The sequence below is a fragment of the Rhizomicrobium sp. genome (genome assembly GCA_037200385.1).
Lineage (GTDB): Bacteria > Pseudomonadota > Alphaproteobacteria > Micropepsales > Micropepsaceae > Rhizomicrobium.
In genome coordinates this window covers 3,585,861-3,605,233 of sequence record JBBCGL010000001.1, presented here as the reverse complement: position 1 = coordinate 3,605,233, position 19,373 = coordinate 3,585,861, and the positions used below count along the sequence as shown (strand labels likewise).

The window sequence follows — 19,373 nt, the reverse complement described above, 5'->3', positions numbered from 1 at the left end:
TTGCCCGATGCGCCTTAACGCACGGCTAATTCGCGGCCAAACGTGCTTAAGCGGGCCTTAACACGGCATGGGCCAAAGTCCGTACATGCATGCATTCGCCGATCCCTATGAGCAGGGCCTGAAACTCTCCGGTCTCGGCCGTCACGCCGAAGCCATTTCGCGGTACGAGCAGGCGCTGTCGGCAAAGCCGGACGATGCGCGGGTGCTGTTCGCGCTCGGCAACACGGCGCGCGCGCTGGGCATGGCGGGTCCCGCAGCGGAATTCTATCGCCGGGTGCTGCACCGGGACCCGGCGCGGCTCGAAGCCATCGTCAGCCTCGCCAATCTGCTGCGCGCCGAAGGACAGCCGCAAGCGGCACAGGCGCTGCTGGCACCGGCCCTGGCGCGCGACCCGCAGGCGCCCGAATTGTGGCTGACGCTGGGCTCGACCTGGCGCGAGATGGGCGATTTCGAGCGGGCGGCCGTGCATTACCGCGAAGCGCTGGCCCGCAAGCCGGACTATGCGGCGGCGCTGAGCAATCTTGCCGATATCCTGACCGATGCCGGCGAGACCGGCGAGGCGCTCGCGCTCTACAGCAAGGCGATCGCCCACGAGCCCGACAACGCCCAGGCGCGCTTGAATCGCGCCATCCTGCATCTGCTGGCGGGAAACCTGAAAGACGGCTGGCGCGATTACGGCGCGCGGCTGAACCTCGCCAAGGTCCCGGTGCCCGACCACAAGCTGACGCGCTGGACCGGCGGCAGCCTCAAGCGCACGCGGCTTCTGGTGACCGCCGAACAAGGCATCGGCGACCAGATCCTGTTCGCCAGCATGATTCCCGACCTTGCCGCGCGCGCGGCGCGCGACGGCGGCGCGATCGTGCTGGAATGCGAGCCGCGCCTCGTCGGCCTGTTCGCGCGCTCGTTTCCCGGCGTCGCGGTGCATCCGTCCGACATGGAGACCAGGGGCGCCGTCCATCGGGCGCGCTATGGCTGGCTCAAGCAGGCGGGCGGCGCCAATGCCTTCACCGAGATGGGCAGCCTGCCGAAAATCCTGCGCGGCAGCCTCGAGGCGTTCCCGAAGGCCAACGATTTCCTCAAACCGGACCCGATGGACATGGCCCGCTGGGGCGGCTTGCTTACGGGCTTCGGACCGGGGCCGTTCATCGGCGTGTGCTGGCGCAGCGGCAATGTGCTGGGCCATCGCGCCTTGCAATATGCGCCGCGAGAGGCGTGGGCGGCCTTTATCGCCCGAGTGCCCGGCACGGTGATCAGCGTGCAATACGATGCTTCGGACGACGAGGTCGAAGCGCTGGCGGCGCAGAGCGGCCGCACTATCGTCATGCTTCCGGACCTGGACCAGAAGAACGCGCTCGACCGGACCGCCGCGCTGCTGGCGTCGCTCGATGTCGTGGTGAGCGCGCCGACCGCCGTCTCCTGGCTGGCGGCGGGAACCGGCGTCGACACCTACAAGGTGCTCTACGATACGAGCTGGACGGCGCTGGGCCAGGGCCGCGAGCCTTTCGCACCGGCTTGCGAATTGATGATGCCCGACGTCCGCGGCGATTGGACGAGCGCGTTCGAGAAGACTATCGCGCGGCTGTGAGCGGCACGCCCGCGCGGCGCTCGGCCAGGGCGGCAGCCAGGTCGGCCGCGATGCGGCCCGCGCCGTTGCCGTCGATCGTCATGAGGCCCGCGGTACGCATCGCGCGGCGGCGTGCCGTATCGCCCAGGAGGCGCGCGACCGCGCGGGCGATCGTTGCGTCGTCGACATCCGCCGCGACGCCCAGCGACAGGCCGATGCCCGCTTTCTCGAAAGCAGAGGCCGAGCGGGCATGGTCTTCATTGAGCGCCAGATAGAGCGCAGGCACGCCGGCCGCGGCGAGTTCATAGGCCGTGACCCCGAACGCCGTCAGCGCGAGATCGGCAGCGGCGAACTCCGTGGCGAGGCCCGCGGCGCCCTCGATGGTTTCGAAATTGGGATTGAGGGACACGATCTGCCGCGCCACCGCGCCGCGCCCGGCCATGCCCGGCCCGATGACGAAGCGGGCGCGGAACAGCGGATCGAGCCGCGCCAGGGCGCGGGCGCTGCGCAGCGTCAAGCCGAACGGATCGCTGCCGCCCATGGTCACGAGCAGCACCGGCCGGCCGTTCGGGCGCGGACGACTCGCTGCCGGGTTCGAACCCAGGATCGACCATTCCCAGCCGATGCGCGGCACGCAGCGCGACGCAGTCCAATCCAGCGCAAAGGCCTGCGGCACCGGCGGATAATAGGCCAGATCGGCGGCGAGGCGGCGGTCCGCGCCGTCGTCGATCACGGCGGTAAGCGGGACGCGCCGCGCCAGCTCGGCAAGCCCCTCGCGATCCGGACCTTCGCGGCCGTCGAGCAGCAGCAGGTCGGGAGCATGGACGCCGATGAGGCTTTCGAGACCCTCTCGACCCAGCCGGGTCACCGCGAAGCCGGCATTGCGGATGGGCGTGCCGGCGTCTTCGGATCCGTTGAGCGCGAACACTGCGCCGATACCCTGCGCGTCGCGCAAGGCCCGCGCCAGCGCCACCATGCGCTTGACATGGCCGTAGCCGAACGCGCCGCCGCCGTCGCAGCGGATCAGCGCCAAGCCACCGCGGACCGCGATCGGCTTCTGCCGCACATGGGCGTTGATGCCGCGCAGCGCCGGTTCGCGCTCCAGCAGCATCAGGATGTCGCTAAGCGAGGCCTCGCCCGCCTTGGCTTCCAGCCGGACATGGACGGCTTCGATGAAGGCGAGATCGTCCGGCGTGTCGATCGTCAGGCGCCCGCCCTCGCGCGCCAGCCGCGGATAGGCCGGTGCGCGGGCGATGGGCACGAAGCCCGGATGCAGCTTGAAATAGCCGGTGACATGCTCGCGCGCCACCGGATCGGCGTGCGCGTCCATCATCAGCTTGTCGAGGCCGCGGCGGGTGAAGGGATCGACGCCCTCATGCGCGGTCGTCGCGCCCTCCTCCATGAGCACGAAGTCGCCGCCCTGTTCCAGCAGGGCCGTCAGCAGGTGGTCGACGAAGGCCGCGTCGATGAAGGGCGCATCCGACGAGACCCGGACGATGACATCGGCGCCGGTCGCCTCGGCAGCGAGGGCGAAGCGCGCCAGCACGTCGTCCTCCGGACCGCGGATGACGGCGACGCCGTTGTCGCGGCCGAATTCGGCGATCGCGTCGTCGAGCGGGTTGGTCGTGGTGGCGACCGCGACCGCGTCGATCCGCTGCGATTTCTTCAGGCGGTGGACGATGTGCCAGAGCAACGGATGACCCGCGATGGGACGCAGGACCTTGCCGGGCAGGCGCGTCGAACCCATGCGCGCCTGGATGATGGCGACGATGCGGGGCTGTGCGCTCACGCGGCGGGCTCCCATACGGCACGGATGGCGCGGAGCGGGCGCATGCCGTCGACGGGATCGGCGCGCCAGTCGCGGTCCGAGAGTTCGGAAGGCTGCGGGCCCTTGAATCCGGCACCGTCGGCGACGGCGGATTCGCGGATGCGGGCGATGACCGGCGCGATCTCGCCCGGCAGCCAGCAATGGCCGGCGGCGTATTCGGCACCCTCGCCTTCGAGATCGAGATGGAATTCGACGGCCGCCGCGCCCCAGCGATGCACGGCACGCTCGACCACGGCGGGACGGCGCGTATGGTCGGACCAGCCGACCTTGCAGCCCGTCGCGTCGCGGATCGCGGCGATCGCCGCGAGATTGGCCTCCGCCGCCGGGGTCGGATAGGCCGAGACGCAATGCAGCAGGGTGATGTCGGAGGCGCCGGCGCGCTTGAGCGTGTCCGCGGCGGCCGCGATCTCGTCCATCGTCGCCATGCCGGTCGACAGGACCACCGGCTTGCCCGTCGCGGCGCAGGCCTCGAGCAGCGGCGTCACCAGCAATTCGTAGGACGCGACCTTGTAGAAGGCGACGAAGGGCCGCAATTCCTCGACCGCCTCCAGATAAAAGGGCGTGCAGGAGAACTGGATGCCCCGCGCCAGGCAGCGCTCGGCCAGCGGCGCCAGATGGGCCGGCGGCAGCTCCCACTGGCGGCGGGCGCGATGCTTTGCGCTCTGCGCGAGAATCTCGGGCGCGAACATCCGGTCGATCTTGAAGAGCTGGAATTTCACCGCGTCGCAGCCGGCGGCGGCGGCGGCGTCGACGAAGGCGAGCGCGCGGCCGAGATCGCGGTCGTGGTTGCTGGAGGCTTCGGCGATGAAGATCGGCGTGCGTGGCGTCATGCGACGCTCCCTAAACTTAACGTTTTCTAAATCGGTCATGGCTAAAAGAGCGTTAACAAGGGGCGCCCATGGGCGCCGAATTTGCGGACATGACGATCCCGGCGGCCCAGCCTTGAGCAAGACGACACAGCCCTTCTTCATCGTGTCGAGCGGTCGCTCCGGCACCGCCATGCTGCACAAGGTGCTGTCGGCGGTGCCCGGCATGGACATGCAGCACGAGTACATGGTGCAGATCGCGCAGCCGCTCGCCGTCCGGCGCTATCTGGGCCTGGCGACGGATGCCCAGGCCCGGGAGATACTGACCGAAACACATGCGGCCGCGGTCCATTACAGCGAGGCGGCGCATTGGGGCGATTCGTCGAACAAGCTCTCCTGGCTGATCCCGGAGCTGGCACAGGTCCTGCCGGCGGCGAAGTTCGTCCATCTCGTGCGCGATGGGCGCAAGGTCGCGGGATCCTATTTCCGCAAGCTGGGCGACGAGTGCTACGACGACCGCTCGACGGCGATCCTGCAGGCGCATTGCGACGATCCGTCGAGTGTGCCGACACCGCCGCCGGAGAAGAAATATTGGTGGCCGGTGCCGCGCCGCGGCGATCCCGCCGCCGGACCGTTCCGCGGCTTCGACCAGTTCGGACGCATCTGCTGGCATTGGGCCGAGATCAATCGCGTCATCCTGGCCGAACTCGCCCGCCTGCCGCGCGCGCGGCAGATGTTCGTCCGGCTCGAGGAGCTGCAGGCGTCGCCGGAGGCGGTGAAGGGGCTTTATGGATTCCTCGGCCTTCCCTATCGCGACGCGGCCTTTGCCGCTTTCGCCCGGCCGCACAACGTCAACCGGCCGGAGGACCGCCTGCTCGATGCGCGGGAGCGCGAATCCTTCGAGCGGATCGCGGCGCCGATGCAACGACAGCTCGGCTATGCCGAGCGCCCCGAATATGTGGTGAATTATTAACCAAGCCCGTCCGAAGATGGTTACCGGAATACTTCTGGGGCCAAACCCATGGGCGACACCTGCGAGCTCTGCCTGCGTGCGGCGCTCGAACCCGTCTATAAGCCGGAACGCTCTCCCCGCGGCCTGACGGTCTATCTCTGTGCGGCGTGCGGATTGTTGCAGAGCCTGCCGCGCGTCGACCGCGCCGCGCGGGCGCCGGCGGCCGTCTCGGCGGGTGCCGACTGGGGCAATGTCCGCTATGGCAAGGGTTTCCGCACCCAGATCGCGATCGACGCCCTGCGCCGCCACGGCGATTTCACGGCAGAATCCACCTTGCTCGACGTCGGCTCCAACCGCGGCAGCTTCGCGCACGCGCTGCTGGACGCCGCGCCGCACATCCGTCTCACCGCCGTCGAGCCCGACGAGCGCGTTGCCGCCGCCTGCGCCGGCCTGCCGCGCACCGAGTTGATCCAGGCGCGCATCGAGAACACGGCGTTCGAGACGCGCCGCTTCGACGCAATTCACTCCTGCCACACCATCGAGCACCTGATCCATCCGGCGCGCACGCTGGCCGACCACCACAGGACCCTGAAGGATGGCGGCCTCCTCGTCCTGGACGCGCCCAACACCGCCCTGCTGGCGAGCGACGACATCGTCGAGGAGTGGTTCATCGACAAGCATCTCTATCATTTCTCCGAGCGTACCCTGACGCGGATGATCACGGCGGCAGGGTTCACGATCCTGGAACGCCCCGATCCCAAGGATCGCAGCAACCTCTTCTTCGTCGCGCGGAAGACGGCGCGCGCACCGAGCCATGCGGGGGTCGATCTCGACGAGGCCGGCCGCGCCCGGGATCTGATCGCGACCTATATGGCGAACCGCGCCCGCAACATGGCGGCGCTGATCGCGGTGGCGAGCGAGTTGCTGCGGCTGGCGCCGCGCCGCGTCGCGATGTGGGGCGCCGGACGGCTGTTCGACAGCCTCGTGACCCATGGACGGTTCGACGCGACGATGCTGACGCTGCTGATCGACAAGCATCTGAAGGCGCATGTCGGCGAGCGGCATGGCTGCACCCTGGCCGGCCCGGAGGCGCTCGCCGGGGCCGATCCCGGGGTGGTGGTGGTGATGAGCCGCGACTTCGCCGGTGAGATCGCGGACGAAGTGACCCGCCTGACGCCCGGCGCGGAAATCATCCTCTACACGGATCTCATCGCCCAGGCGCGCATGCGCCTGGCGGCGTAGGAGCACGCATGGCGCTGACGCTCAAATCCATCACCGAGACGACGACCGAGCAGGATCTCCAGACCAAGCTCGCGATCGCCGCCGCCTTCGTGCGCAAGCACACGATCGCGTCGATCTACCACGCCGGCTCGGGCCATCCCGGCGGCGCGCTGTCGTCCGCCGATATCCTCGCCTGCCTGTTCGGCGCCGAGCTGAACTTCTGGCCCTCGGCGATCGACGATCCGGCGCGCGACCGCTTCGTGCTCTCCAAGGGCCATGCGGCGCCCGCGCTCTATGCGGTGGCGGCGCATTACGGCTTCTGCGACGCCAAGGCCGCGCTGCGGCTGCGCAAGCTGAACAGCCCGTTCCAGGGCCATCCCCATGTGCTCGACCTGCCCTGGGTGGAGACCAGCACCGGCTCCCTCGGCCAGGGCTTCTCGGTCGCGCTGGGCATGGCGATGGGCTTGAAGCTGCAGAACATCCCGGCCCGCGTCTACACGCTGCTCGGCGACGGCGAATTGCAGGAGGGCGAAGTGTGGGAGGCCGCGATGTGCGCGGCCCATCACGGCCTCGACAATCTGTGCGTCATCATCGACTACAACAAGCTGCAGAGCGACAACCGCAACGCCGCGATCATGCGGCTGGAGCCCCTGGCGGCGAAGTGGCGCGCCTTCGACTGGGGCATCGCCGAGATCGACGGGCACGACATTCCCGAAATCCTCTCGACCTTGCGGCGCGCCGGCGTCACGCAGGGCCGCCCGTCCGTGATCATCGCCCATACCGTCAAGGGCAAGGGCGTGAAGTATATGGAAAACGTGCCCGCCTGGCACGGCAGCGTGAAGCTGACGCGCGAGCAGGCCGAAGAGGCGCTGCAATCGCTGGGCGCCGGCCGCGGCGAAATCAAGGATCTGCTCGATGGCTGCTGAAGCCCCTGCCCTGATCGGCTCGAACGGCGACAGCCTGCGCGAAGCCTTCGGCAAGACGCTGTCGGCCCTCGCCGACGAATTCCCCAAGGTCGTCGTGCTCGATGCCGACATCGCCGGCGGCACCGGCGTGCATCATTTCCGCAAGAGCCACCCCGAGCGCCTGCTGCAATTCGGCATCGCCGAGCAGAACATGATGGCGGCGGCCGGCGGGCTTGCCGCCACCGGCCTTATCCCGGTGGTGACGACCTTCGCGGTGTTCTGCCTGCGCGCGATCGAGCAGGCGCGGCTGTCCCTCGCCTATGCGCGGCGCAATGCCAAGATCGTGGCCAGCCATCCCGGCCTCGACGTCGGGCCCGACGGCGGCTCGGCCCAGGCGCTCGAGGATATCGCCGCGTTCCGCGCGATCCCCGGCATGACGGTGATCTCGCCCGCCGATCCGATCGAGATGGCGCTGGCGACCCGCGCGATCCTGGAATTCGACGGACCGGTCTATATGCGCACCGGCCGCAGCCCGGCCAAGCGGCTGTTCGGCGACGACCACCGATTCGAGATCGGCAAGGGCCAGATCATCCGCGACGGCAGCGACGCGACCATCGTCGCCTGCGGTGTCGAAGTCGGCCGCGCGCTGGAGGCGGCCGAGCGGCTGGCCGGCGAATCCCTGTCGGTCCGGGTCGTCAACATGCCGACGATCAAGCCCATCGACAGCGAACTCCTGGCCCGTTGCGCCGCCGAGACCGGCGCCGTCGTCACGGCGGAAGACCACAACATCCATGGCGGCCTCGGCGGCGCGGTGGCGGAAGCCCTCGCGGCGACGCATCCCGCCCCAATCGAATTCGTCGGCGTGAAGGACGTGTTCGGCGCCTCGGGCGAGCCGGACGAGCTTGCCGAGCATTTCGGCATCGGTGCCGGCCATATCGCCGAGGCGGTGCGGCGCGTGATCGCCCGCAAGACGGCGCGGCCATGAACCGCTTCTCGCTTTCCGGCAGGAACGCCGTCGTCACCGGCGGCAGCCGCGGCATCGGGCGCGCCATCGCGATCGGCCTGGCACAGGCCGGCGCGGACGTGGTGTTCAGCTATCGCGAGAAACGGGTCGAGGCGGATACCGTCGCGGCCGAGATCGTCAAGCTCGGGCGCCGCGCGCTGGCGCTGCCGATGGACGTCACCAGCCGGGCCAGCGTCGAGGCGATGGCGAAGGAAGCCCGAAATTTCGGGCCGATCTCCATCCTGGTGAACAATGCCGGGATCAACAAACCGACCGACTTCGACAAGATCGAGGACGCGGACTGGGACCTGATCGTCGACACGAACCTGAAAGGCCCGTTCATCTGCGCCCAGGTGTTCCTGCCGCTGCTGGCGGATGCGGGCGGCGGCTCGATCGTCCATGTCGGATCGGTCAGCGGCCAGTATGGCGGGCCGCGCACCGCGCATTATGCGGCGTCGAAGGCCGGTCTGATCTCGCTCGCGCAGGTCATCGCCCGGTTCGGCGCGGCCTCGCATGTGCGCTCGAACGTCGTGGCGGCGGGCTTGATCGCATCGGACATGGGCAATGCGGGTTTGCAGGCGGCGAGCGTCCAGAAGGCGGCGGAGGGCATCATCCTGAAGCGCCTGGGGCGCACCGACGAGGTCGCCGACGCCGTCGTCTTCCTGGCCGGCGATGCGGCATCCTACATCACCGCGCAGACCATCAACGTCAATGGCGGGCTGTATTTCTGATGGGCCAATCCTCGCATGGGTAAGACGCTCCTGATCATCTCGGGTGGAATCGAAGCAGCCGACGCCGCCAGACGCGCCAAGGAGATGGGCCACACCGTCGTGGTTTCCGACCGCGATCCGCATGCGCCGGGCTTCGCCTTCGCCGATTCCTGCCTGATCGCAGACGTCTATGGCGCGACGGAGACCGCTGCCGCGGCGGAACGCTACAACCGCAAGATCCGCAAGATCGATGGCGTCATCTGCGTCGCCGCCGACGCACCGGTCACCACCGCGACGGTGGCGCAGCGCCTCGGCCTGCCTGGCATTTCACGCGCCACGGCAGAGCTCGCGAGCGACAAGCTTGCAATGAAGCGACGCTTTGCCGAATGCGGCGTGCCGGTGCCGTGGTTCGCGGAAGTGGCGACACCGCAGGATCTGCAGCGCGTCGCCATCGCGCGCGGCCGCGACCTGGTGATCAAGCCGGTGGACAGCCGCGGCTCGCGCGGCGTGCAGCGCGTCGCGCAAGTCGCCGACCTCGACAAGGCATTCCTGTTCGCCCGCTCGCATTCGCCGAGCGAACGCGTGATGGTCGAGCAATATCTCGACGGACCGCAGGTCTCGACCGAATCGGTTGTCGTGGACGGGCATTGCTTCACGCCGGGGTTCTCCGACCGCAACTACGAATATCTCGAGCGCTATGCGCCGTTCTTCATCGAGAATGGCGGCGACCTGCCCAGCCATCTGTCGGCCGAGATCCAGGCGAAGGTGAAGGACGTCGTGGCCCGCGCCGCGGCCGCGCTGGGCGTGACCAACGGCACGGTGAAGGGCGATATCGTCGTCCATAAGGGCGAGCCCTATGTGATCGAGCTTGCGGCGCGGCTGTCGGGCGGCTTCTTCTGCACGCGGGAGATCCCGCTCAACACCGGCGTCGATTTCGTCGGCGCCGCGATCAGGCTCGCGCTCGGCGAGACGGTGACGGCGGCCGAGCTCGAACCGGTCCATGTCACGCCGGTGATCCAACGCTACGCCTTTCCCGCCGCCGGACGCGTCGTCTCGGTCGAAGGCGCCGAAGCGGCGCGCAGCATCGCGGGCGTCGCGGAGCTGATCGTGACGGCCGCGCCCGGCGACGTCATCCCGGCGGCGGGCGACAAGCGACCTTCCGCCGCGATGGTGCTGACGACCGGCCCGTCGCGCGAGGCCGCCCTGGCCGCCGCCAACGACGCGCTGGCCTGCCTGAGGATCGTCACCGCATGAATGCGCCGCTGGGCCAGCGCGAGATCGCCGCGGCGAGCGGAACGCTGCGGCTCTTCGCGCTGTTCCACCTCAATCTCGCCTTCTCCTCCATCGAGGAAGCGCAGCGCGGCGCGGTGATCGATCGCTGCTACTGGCCGCTGCTGCGGCTGGCGGAGAGATACGGGCCGATCGGCATCGAAGCGACGGGCTTTACGCTGGAAGAGATCGCGGCGCGCGATCCGGCCTGGATCGCCGAGGCGCGCGCGCTGCTCGGCGCGGGCCGCATCGAGCTGATCGGCTCGGGCTATTCCCAGATGATCGGGCCGCTGGTGCCGGCCCCGGTCACCGAGGCCAACCTGCGGCTGGGCAACGAAGTCTATCGGCGCCTGCTGGGCGCGACGCCCGCCATCGCGCTGGTCAACGAGCAGGCCTATGCGGGCGGCCTGGTCGGGCTCTATCTCGACGCCGGCTATCGCGCGCTGGCGATGGATTGGGACAATCCCGGCACGGCCCATCCCGACTGGACCGCCGAGACCCGCTATCTGCCGCAACGCGCGCTGGGCGCCGACGGACGCAGCATCGGGCTTTTGTGGACCAACACCGTGGCCTTCCAGAAGCTGCAACGCTTCGTGCATCGCGATATCGCGATCGAGCCCTATCTCGACTATGTCCGAGGCTGCGCGGCGCCGGCGCAGCGGGCGCTGTGCGTCTATGCCAGCGACGCCGAGATCTTCGACTTCCGCCCCGGGCGCTACAAGACCGAGGAGAAGCTGACCGGCGAGTCGGAATGGGTTCGCATGGAAGCGGCCTTTGCGCGGCTGGGCGCCGAATTCGCGTTAATAGCGCCGTCGGACGTTCTCGCGCTGCAGGACGGGCCGCAGGCCGGGCAGATCTTGCGGCTGGAGACGGCGGCAAGTCCCATCCCGGTGAAGAAACAGCGCAAATACAATCTGGCGCGCTGGGCCGTGACCGGCCGCGACGACCTTGGCGTCAATGCCGCCTGCGAGCGGATCTATCGCGGCATGACCAGCGGCGGCGCAGACGACGCGGCGTGGCGCGAACTCTGCTTCCTGTGGTCGAGCGATTTCCGCACCCACATCACCGACCTGCGCTGGAACGATTTTTGTACGCGGTTGCGCCTGGCGGAAGCCCGCTGGAGCGCACCGGCGCCCGGGGTGATTGCGCCGCAGGGAGAAGCCGTGGAGGCGCGACAGATCGATGTCGCGACTCCCATGCTCGCCGCGCGTCTCGACCGGCGGCGCGGCCTGGCGCTCGAGAGCGTGCACTTCGCCGGCCACGCGCGACCGGCGCTGGGCGGCGTGCCGCATGGCCATTTCGACGACATCGCGCTGCAGGCCGACTGGTACACCGGCGATTGCGTCTTCGAGGCGCCCGGCGAGCATAAGATCACGGACCTCGAATGGGCGGCGACGCGGCGCTGGACAGCGGACAATGGCGACGTGTTCGTGCACGGCCGGATCGAGACCGCGAAGGGACCGATCGACAAGACGTTATGCTTCGCGGCGCACGAGCCGCGCATCGATTTCGATCTGACGTTCCACTGGAGCGACTGGGGCAAGGGCAGCCTGCGGCTCGGCCATGTCACCCTGCTCGGCGACGCGTTCGACGTGACGCGGCTGTCGCTGACGACGAAGAACGGCGGACACGCCGTGGAGCGTTTCGCGCTGGCCGGCCAGAGCATCGAGCACGGCGCGCCGGTGTCGTTCCTGGTGTCGTCCTCGCAAGGGCTCGGCTTGACCGAAGGCTGGGCCGAGATCGGCGACGGCACGACGCGGGTTCGGATCGAAGTGGACCGTTCGACCGCCGGCCTTCTCGGCATGCTGACGCACCGGGTGAGCGGCGGACGGCTGTTCTGCCAGTTCCTGCTGTCGGCGCTCGAGCTCGACGACACGCGCAAGCCCAGCGCCTATGCGGCGGGGCCACGCCGTTTCCGTTTCAGCCTGGTCGGCGCCTGAGACGATACGGACGGCGGCCCGAAGACCGCCGTCCGTTCGCTTTTTCTAACCCACCGATAGTCAGTCCCCCACGCCTCGGGGCGAAGGATCGATTCTTCGATTCCTTCGGAAAACGGCAAGAGCGGCGGGCCGTTCGCCCCGCCGCTCCCGATAGGCTTAACGGAACAGCGACAGGATGGTCTGCGGCGCCTGGTTGGCGATCGACAGAGCCTGGACGCCGAGCTGCTGCTTGACCTGCAGGGACTGCAGCAACGCGCTTTCCTGCGCCATGTTGGCGTCGACCAGGTTGCCGATACCCGCGGTCAGCGTGTCCGACAGCTTCTGGGCGAAGGTCGCCTGGATCGAGAACTTCTTCGCGCCGGACGACAGCTTGGCGAGAGCGGAGTTCACATTGGTCAGCGAGGACTGGATGGTCGCCACCAGGGTCGACGCCTTGGCCTGGGTCGAGATCGAAGCGGTCTGCGTCAGCGTCACGATCGTACCCGAAAGCGAAAGCTTCTGGGCCGCGGTCGTGATGCGGCGCGCGCCGTCGGCCGAGGCCAGCGCCGTGATCTGGGTCGTCGAACCGTCGACCAGGTTGATGCCGTTGAACGTCGCATTCTTGACGATCGTCGTGATCTGGTCGCGCAAGGCAACGAAGTCCTGGTTGAGGGCCTGGCGGCTCGTCGTATCCAGCGAGGAGTCCGCGGCGGCGAGCGCCTTGGTCTTGAGCTGGATGAGCAGGTCCGAGACCGATTGGCCGGCGGACAGGGCCACATCGACGGCGGACGCGCCGCGATTGAGGCTGTCGGTGACGGCGGAATAGCCGGCAACCGCGCCGCGCTGGTTCTGGGCGATGGCGTAGGTCGAGCCGTCATCGCGCGCCGACGCGACTTTGAGGCCGCTGTTGATGGCGGCCTGCGTGGTGTTCAACTGCGACTGCGTGGCATTGAGGTATTGCAGCGCGACGAGTGCGCCGGAGTTGGTATTGACGCTGAAAGACATGGTCGTCTCCGTTCTGGTTAGGCTTGAGCAGCTTGCTCGCAGGCTTTTTGCCCACGCCAGGCTGTTGGCAAGCGGCGTGCCGAACGGAGTTCAGAAAGTTCTAACCATCGATTCCCGGGGCGGAGGGAAAATACCGACCCGGTCGAATTTTCCGCAATTCGTCGCCATTAGGCATTTTCTTCCGCCGACCGGGAAATTCCTGCCTAGCGGCAGGAAGAAATTGCCGGGCAAAAAAGAAGGAGCGGCGCTTGCGCGCCGCTCCCCTTCCCTGAAAACACCTTGGGCTTACTTGAACAGCGACAGGATGGTCTGCGGCGCCTGGTTGGCGATCGACAGAGCCTGGACGCCGAGCTGCTGCTTGACCTGCAAGGACTGCAGCATGGCGCTTTCCTGCGCCATGTTGGCATCGACCAGCTGGCCGATACCGGCGGTCAGCGTGTCCGACAGCTTGCCGGTGAAGGTCGCCTGGATCGAGAACTTCTTCGCGCCGGCGGAAAGCTTGGCGAGAGCGGAGTTCACGTTGGTGAGCGACGCCTGGATGGTCGCCACCAGGGTCGACGCCTTGGTCTGCGTCGAGATCGAGGCGGTCTGCGTCAGCGTCACGATCGTACCCGAAAGCGCGAGCTTCTGGGCCGAGGTCGTGATGCGGCGCGTGCCGTCCGAAGACGCCAGGGCCGTGATCTGGGTCGTCGAGCCGTCAACCAGGTTGATGCCGTTGAACACGGCATTCTTCACGATGGTCGTGATCTGGTCGCGAAGCGCGACGAAGTCCTGATTCAGGGCCTGACGGCTCGTCGTATCCAGCGAGGTGTCCGCGGCGGCGAGCGCCTTGGTCTTGAGCTGGATGAGCAAGTCCGAAATCGACTGTCCCGCGGACAGCGCAACATCGATCGCGGACGAGCCACGGCTGAGGCTGTCGGTGACGGCGGAATAGCCGGCAACCGCGCCGCGCTGATTCTGGGCGATGGCGTAGGTCGAGCCGTCGTCCTTGGCGGATGCCACCTTCAGGCCGCTGTTGATCGCGTTCTGGGTGGTCGTGAGCTGCGATTGCGTGGCATTGAGGTATTGCAGCGCGACAAGTGCGCCGCTGTTCGTGTTGACGCTGAAGGACATGACTTTCTCCATTCCATTCTGGTGGGCGACGGCGTTCTGCGCGTCCGGGGCGCGACGGCCCCGCTCGCGGTTTCGCAAGCGCCGTGCCAGGAAAGGACGTCTCGTAAACCCTCTAAGCCACTGGTAGTGCTGTGTTATTTGAGAGCGCGCCGCGCCGCATGTTAGGCATGAATTGCCGACCGGCAAAAACGAAAGAGGCCGGCGTCACCGCCGGCCTCTTTTCCTTTGTCGCCATTGTCAGGCCGCGCCTTGCAGGCCCTGCATGATGGTGCGGTTGATCTCGATCAGCGGATCGAGCGAGGCACCGTTGCGGGTGACCTGCTTGGAGTATTTGGTGATCCACAGCGACAGCGAGACGATCTTCGCGCGCACGTCCTGGGTCAGCGAATTGCGGTCGTCCATGCAGTCGGCGGCGAGGGTTCGCCACAGCGTGCGGTTCCAGTCCACGGCCTCTGCCAGCGGTCCGCCGGCAACACCGCGCTTCTGCGCTTCGATGAGGGCGCCGGTGACCTGACCGAACAACCGGTATTCGGTTGCGCGCGGGTCTTCAGTAACCCGCTGCGTATTTTGGTAGGCTCTCAGGGTCATAGTTCAAGCGTTCCTGTTCAAAATCGAAAAGTTTGCGACAGGAGATCAGCGCCTTGTAGTAGGACGCCGCCATGACGTCGCGGCTGATCTCGATGCAGGTGGACAGCGTCTGGCGGTTCTGGACCGCTCCCATGAACTCGGTCATGCGGAGCGCGAATTCGTTGTAGTACTGGTCGGATTCGTCCGGATCGAGATACATCATCATGATCGGGACATAGATACGCCGCGCCGGCGTGGTCGCATCCTGCGGCTGCATGATGTCCTTCTCGCGCAGCACGCAGGCCTTGTTCTGGATCACGAGGCTGGCGCGCTTGTCGCCATTGGTCATCACGGCGCCGTTGAGGACGAATTTCTCGCCAGGCTTGAGCGACAGTTTCAGCGGCATCGTTTCAGCTCCCCGGCGCGCCGCGGAGGGCGGCCGCGCGTCGACGGAGGCGACCTTAAGGCGGCCGTGGTTAACAAAGTGCTTGCGATTGAAGGCTCCACGTTCACTCCGGCTTAAGCATGATCGGCTTTCATCGCGCGGATAAACCCCACGGATCCCCCCGCGATGGCGCAGCCCCAACCCCTTCCCTCCCTCGACAGCCTGTCCGGCATGGACGCCAAGATGACCGCGCTCGCCAAGCTCGAGCAGCTGCAGGAAGAGACGGACGCACTGCTGGCGCGCAAGAAGTCGAACGGCGCGCTGCGGCGCGGGATCAAGGCCTGGCGGCGCGGCGACATCACGCGCGCCGGACAGCTCGCCCTCGCCGCCAGCACGCTCGATGAGAGCAACGCCAAGGCCTATCATGTGCTCGGCATGGCGCTGGAGCGCATGGGGCATGTCCACAAGGCGCTCGTCACCTATGAGCGCGCCTTCGAGCTCGATCCGGACGATCCGGAGCTGCTGATCAATCTGGGCCTGATCGCCTGGAACCTGAAGCAGAACGACGGCGCGGCGCGGATGTTCAGCCTCTACATCCAGGCCTGTCCCGACAGCCCCCTGGGCTACAACAATCTCGGCTCCATCCTGTGCGACATGGGACAGCCGGAGGATGCGATCGAGACGCTGCGCGCCGCGATCTTCCGCATGCCGGCCGAGCCGATCCTGTGGAACGCGCTGGCCACCGTGCTGGCCGAAGAAGGCCGCGCCGAGGAGAGCCTGGTCTTCTACAACGAGTCCGTCCGGCTCGATCCGAGCTTTGCGCGGCTGCATCACAATCTGGGCTATGCCTATGCCCATCTGGGCCTGCTGGACAAATCCTTCGAGGCTTACGAGACCGCGCTCCATCATGCCACCGATCCGGCCGAAAGGCTGGAGACCGAGCATTCGCGTTCGATCTGCCTGATCGGCATGGGCCGGCTGGCGGAAGGCTTCCGCGAATTCGAGACGCGCAACAATCCGCGCTTCCGCGCCTATGTGAACCACCTCATCAAGGCGCCGCAGTGGACGGGCGAAGACCTGGCCGGCAAGCGGATCGCCGTGATCGGCGAGCAGGGGTTGGGCGACGAATTCATGTTCGCCAACATCCTGCCCGATCTCCAGCGCATGGTCGGCGACACGGGCAAGCTGCAGATCGCGGTCGACGGACGGCTGGTGACGCTGTTCCAGCGCTCCTTTCCCAAGGCCGATGTCGGCGCCTACGACGATCGCACGCTGCTCGATCCCGACGGCAACAAGCCGCTGCGCTTCGTGAAGTTCATCACGGATGTGCGCGAGCCCGACTATTGGATTCCGATGGGCTCGGCGCTGCAATATCTGCGCAAGGACGTCGCGGCGTTTCCGCACGAAGCGTTCCTGGTGCCGGATCCGCAGCGCGTGCAAGCCTTCCGCGATGCGCTGAAGGACAAGGGGCCGGGTCCCTATATCGGCGTCTGCTGGCGCTCGATGATGCTGGCGGCCAAGCGGGCGAAATACTACAGCGCGCTCGACATGTGGGAGCCGATCCTGAAGACGCCGGGCGCGACCTTCGTGAACCTGCAATATGGCGACTGCGCCGCCGAACTGGCGCGGGTGCGGGACGCGTTCGGCGTGACCATCCATGCGATGGAGGTCGATCTGAAGGACGACATCGACGGCGCGGCGGCTTTGTCGGCGGCGCTCGATCTCGCGATCTCGGCGCCCACGGCGGCGGCGGCGAATGCCGGCGCGGTGGGCACGGAGGTCTGGTTCCTGACGGCGGGCCGCACCTGGCCGCAGCTCGGGAGCGACGAGTATCCCTGGTATCGCAAGGCGCCCGTGTTCTCGCCCGAGACGTTCGGGGATTGGAGCGCACTGATCCCGCGCGTCGCCGCGGAGCTCGCCCAATTCGTGAAAAAACGCACGGCGTAAAACCCGGCCTACCTCGCAGGCACGCCGCGCCGGCACGCGCGTCGCGCGCAGGAAGTTGCGGTCGCCATGCTGCGATTCCTAGGATTGTGCTCGGTAGGAATATTTGGCGAATTCACTCTTCGGTCCGAGGATAAAAGGAAAATATACTTATCTTCTGCGCCGAGATGCTATACGCTTGATCGCCTTATGGTCCTCGAAACGCGCGCGTGGATAAGTCGGACGGTGACGGCCAAGCCGGGAGCGGCACGCCCTGTCGATGGCATAGGCGTGCCGGAGCCCGCGCTGGCGGCGCAGATCCTGCGCGAGCGGGTACAGGACATGGGACAGCGGCGGGTCTTCGCCGATCGGGCCTTCGTCGTGACGATGTGCTGGCTGGTCTTCCTGTTCGCCTTCGCCGGGGCGCAGGTGGCGCTGAGCGCCGCCGGTCACGGGCTCGACGACGCGCAGTTCATCGCGGTGGTGACCAGCACGACGGCGATCGTGTTCGGTGTCTGGATGCTAGTGGGGCGATATCTGTTCGGCGGGCGGTAGAGGCCGACAACGCTCGGCGCTGCAGGGTCTGTACTCGTTGGCATCGGCCTAACCAACAACGTGTTTATTGAATACAGACCCTAATGCCCCTTGCGCAGGTTCTCTTCCACCGAGACGAGGCAGCGATTGTAGCCGTCGGAGCCGGGGTGATAGCCGCGCGCGACGCAGAATTGCGCCGCCTGCGGGCAGCCCTGCGCGGTGCAGCCATTGGCGGCCGGAGCATTCGAGGCGGCGTCATCGTCGCCCAACAGATCGACATCGGTGCAACCGCCCAGGAGCAGGGTCAGCCCGATCGCCAGTATTGCCGCGCGTGTCGTCATGATGGTCCCTGCCGCTGATTCGAACTTTTTATACTGCCGTCGGGTCCGACTGCCTACGGGACGCACCGTCTTATCCTCCCGCGTCCTGAGGAGCCGGCATCTGGCGTGGTGTCGTGCGTGCTTCGAGCTCCGCTTCGCAGAGCACCTCAGCTTGACGGGATCTTACAAGCCCCCCTCTCGTCATGCTGAGGTGCCCGCCGCAGGCGGGCCTCGAAGCACGCACGATCACTGCTGTTGCTGCTGCTGGTGATAGAGGTGCTCCGGCATCGAGGGTGTCGGGCGCGGGGCGCTCATCGGGCGGGCGACGCGCAGGAAATCCTCGTGCCGCACCGGCGCCTGGGTCGGCTCGACCGCGACCGCAATGGCGAGCTCGCTCTCGGCGCCGCCCTTGTAGGTGCCGCGGGTCGGCGGCACATCGGCATAGTCGCGGCCGACCGCGGCGCGGATGTGGCGCTCGGCCGGCATGATGTCGTTGGTGGGATCCAGCCCGACCCAGCCGAGGCTGGGCAGATAGGCCTCGACCCAGGCATGGGTCGCGTCCTCGCCCGAGCGGTCGCTGCCGCGGCCATGGTGCAGATAGCCCGAGACATAGCGGCAGGGGATGCCCCAGCTGCGCGCGACGGCGATCATGATGTGCGCGAAATCCTGGCAGACGCCGCGCCCCGCCTTGAGCGCCACGTCTATCGGCGAGTGCGCGTCGGTGATCCCGGCGGTGTATTCGAAGGAATCGTAGATGACCTTGCGCAGATGCTTGAGCGCGCTCAGCGGATCGCCTTGCGGCTTGTCCAGGCCATGCGCCGCGATGAAGCCGCGCAGCAGCGGCGTCAGCGTCGCATAGGTCGAGGACTCCATGAGGTCGAAATGCTCGTCCGTCAGGTTGTAGGCGTTGAAACGGCCCCATTCGAGCGCGTCGGCGCGTTCGGGCAGAGCGGGGATGACGCCGATCTCGACCACGGCCTGGGCCTCGATCCGCAGCTCCTCGTGATCGCGCAGCACGTTGAAGTGGTAGACCGCGTTGCCGAGATGATCCGTATACGCATAAAGCTGGGCGCGCGGATTGGTGGCGAGCTGGAAGCTGCGCAGCGATTGCGGCCCTTCGGAGCGCGGCTGCATGCGCAGCTCCATCACGCTCTCGCGCACCGGGCGGGAGTAGCGGAAACGGGTGACGTGGCGGATGGAGTAGAACATTCAGAAGCCGCTCCCGCGCCGTCGAATTCCTCCCCCGTGGTTACGGGGGAGGGGGACCGCATCGCGAAGCGATGTGGTGGAGGGGGAGCCACCGGCCCCCTCCGTCTCGCCTGCTGCGCAGGCGATCCACCTCCCCCGTA

Annotated in this window: 18 protein-coding genes; 10 read left to right on the top strand and 8 right to left on the bottom strand. The window is 67.4% G+C overall.

Going from position 1 to position 19,373, the window contains the following annotated elements; translation table 11 throughout:
* Positions 1-85 precede the first annotated feature (85 nt).
* Complete coding sequence (locus WDM91_17255) at positions 86-1,585, top strand: tetratricopeptide repeat protein (protein ID MEI9996349.1); 1,500 nt, start codon at positions 86-88, stop codon at positions 1,583-1,585.
* Here the strand turns inward: WDM91_17255 and WDM91_17250 are convergent.
* On the bottom strand, positions 1,569-3,353 hold the full coding sequence (locus WDM91_17250) for an NTP transferase domain-containing protein (protein MEI9996348.1): 1,785 nt from the start codon (positions 3,351-3,353) through the stop codon (positions 1,569-1,571). The two genes, WDM91_17255 and WDM91_17250, sit on opposite strands and share 17 nt — an antisense overlap.
* Positions 3,350-4,222, bottom strand: coding sequence for an N-acetylneuraminate synthase family protein (locus WDM91_17245; protein MEI9996347.1), 873 nt, complete (start codon positions 4,220-4,222; stop codon positions 3,350-3,352). The genes WDM91_17250 and WDM91_17245 overlap by 4 nt, the downstream gene beginning before the upstream one ends.
* A gap of 112 nt (positions 4,223-4,334) precedes the next feature.
* On the opposite strand from WDM91_17245, the gene WDM91_17240 reads away from it, so the two are divergent.
* Genes WDM91_17240 through WDM91_17210 form a run of 7 tightly spaced genes read left to right on the top strand, consistent with a single transcriptional unit; the run spans position 4,335 to position 12,198 of the window.
* Positions 4,335-5,171 carry a sulfotransferase gene (locus tag WDM91_17240; GenBank protein MEI9996346.1) on the top strand — a complete coding sequence of 279 codons (837 nt, stop codon included), beginning with the start codon at positions 4,335-4,337 and terminating at the stop codon, positions 5,169-5,171.
* A gap of 48 nt (positions 5,172-5,219) precedes the next feature.
* The gene (locus tag WDM91_17235) at positions 5,220-6,392 is read left to right on the top strand and encodes a class I SAM-dependent methyltransferase (GenBank protein ID MEI9996345.1); all 1,173 of its coding nucleotides are present in this window, start codon (positions 5,220-5,222) and stop codon (positions 6,390-6,392) included.
* An 8-nt stretch (positions 6,393-6,400) separates the two neighbouring features.
* A complete protein-coding gene (locus WDM91_17230) occupies positions 6,401-7,297 on the top strand; it encodes a transketolase (protein ID MEI9996344.1) in 897 nt (298 codons plus the stop codon).
* Positions 7,287-8,261, top strand: a complete 975-nt coding sequence (locus WDM91_17225) for a transketolase C-terminal domain-containing protein (GenBank protein MEI9996343.1) — start codon at positions 7,287-7,289, stop codon at positions 8,259-8,261. The genes WDM91_17230 and WDM91_17225 overlap by 11 nt, the downstream gene beginning before the upstream one ends.
* Positions 8,258-9,010, top strand: a complete 753-nt coding sequence (locus tag WDM91_17220) for a 3-oxoacyl-ACP reductase family protein (protein MEI9996342.1) — start codon at positions 8,258-8,260, stop codon at positions 9,008-9,010. Before WDM91_17225 ends, WDM91_17220 begins: the two co-directional genes overlap by 4 nt.
* A gap of 15 nt (positions 9,011-9,025) precedes the next feature.
* Positions 9,026-10,243, top strand: coding sequence for an ATP-grasp domain-containing protein (locus WDM91_17215; GenBank protein MEI9996341.1), 1,218 nt, complete (start codon positions 9,026-9,028; stop codon positions 10,241-10,243).
* Entirely contained in the window at positions 10,240-12,198 is a 1,959-nt protein-coding gene (locus WDM91_17210; protein ID MEI9996340.1) for a hypothetical protein, read from the top strand. The genes WDM91_17215 and WDM91_17210 overlap by 4 nt, the downstream gene beginning before the upstream one ends.
* A 156-nt stretch (positions 12,199-12,354) precedes the next feature.
* Here the strand turns inward: WDM91_17210 and WDM91_17205 are convergent, their stop codons facing one another.
* The 4 genes from WDM91_17205 to flbT all read right to left on the bottom strand — a co-directional run bounded on the left by WDM91_17205 (position 12,355) and on the right by flbT (position 15,268).
* Positions 12,355-13,182, bottom strand: coding sequence for a flagellin (locus tag WDM91_17205; GenBank protein MEI9996339.1), 828 nt, complete (start codon positions 13,180-13,182; stop codon positions 12,355-12,357).
* Positions 13,183-13,467: 285 nt separating this feature from the next.
* Positions 13,468-14,295: a flagellin gene (locus WDM91_17200; protein ID MEI9996338.1), complete on the bottom strand. Its 828-nt coding sequence runs from the start codon at positions 14,293-14,295 to the stop codon at positions 13,468-13,470.
* Between the two features lie 237 nt (positions 14,296-14,532).
* Entirely contained in the window at positions 14,533-14,817 is a 285-nt protein-coding gene (locus WDM91_17195; protein MEI9996337.1) for a flagellar biosynthesis regulator FlaF, read from the bottom strand.
* A gap of 25 nt (positions 14,818-14,842) precedes the next feature.
* Entirely contained in the window at positions 14,843-15,268 is a 426-nt protein-coding gene (gene flbT / locus WDM91_17190; protein MEI9996336.1) for a flagellar biosynthesis repressor FlbT, read from the bottom strand.
* 165 nt (positions 15,269-15,433) lie between these two features.
* Between flbT and WDM91_17185 the strand changes: the two genes are divergently transcribed.
* Positions 15,434-17,194 (top strand): tetratricopeptide repeat protein, encoded by a 1,761-nt coding sequence (locus WDM91_17185; GenBank protein MEI9996335.1) that lies wholly within the window; start codon positions 15,434-15,436, stop codon positions 17,192-17,194.
* A gap of 222 nt (positions 17,195-17,416) precedes the next feature.
* Positions 17,417-17,725, top strand: coding sequence for a hypothetical protein (locus WDM91_17180; GenBank protein ID MEI9996334.1), 309 nt, complete (start codon positions 17,417-17,419; stop codon positions 17,723-17,725).
* Between the two features lie 80 nt (positions 17,726-17,805).
* Here the strand turns inward: WDM91_17180 and WDM91_17175 are convergent, their stop codons facing one another.
* Both WDM91_17175 and WDM91_17170 read right to left on the bottom strand, forming a co-directional pair.
* Positions 17,806-18,045: a hypothetical protein gene (locus WDM91_17175; protein MEI9996333.1), complete on the bottom strand. Its 240-nt coding sequence runs from the start codon at positions 18,043-18,045 to the stop codon at positions 17,806-17,808.
* A gap of 225 nt (positions 18,046-18,270) precedes the next feature.
* A complete protein-coding gene (locus WDM91_17170; GenBank protein MEI9996332.1) occupies positions 18,271-19,233 on the bottom strand; it encodes a transglutaminase family protein in 963 nt (320 codons plus the stop codon).
* Positions 19,234-19,373 lie beyond the last annotated feature (140 nt).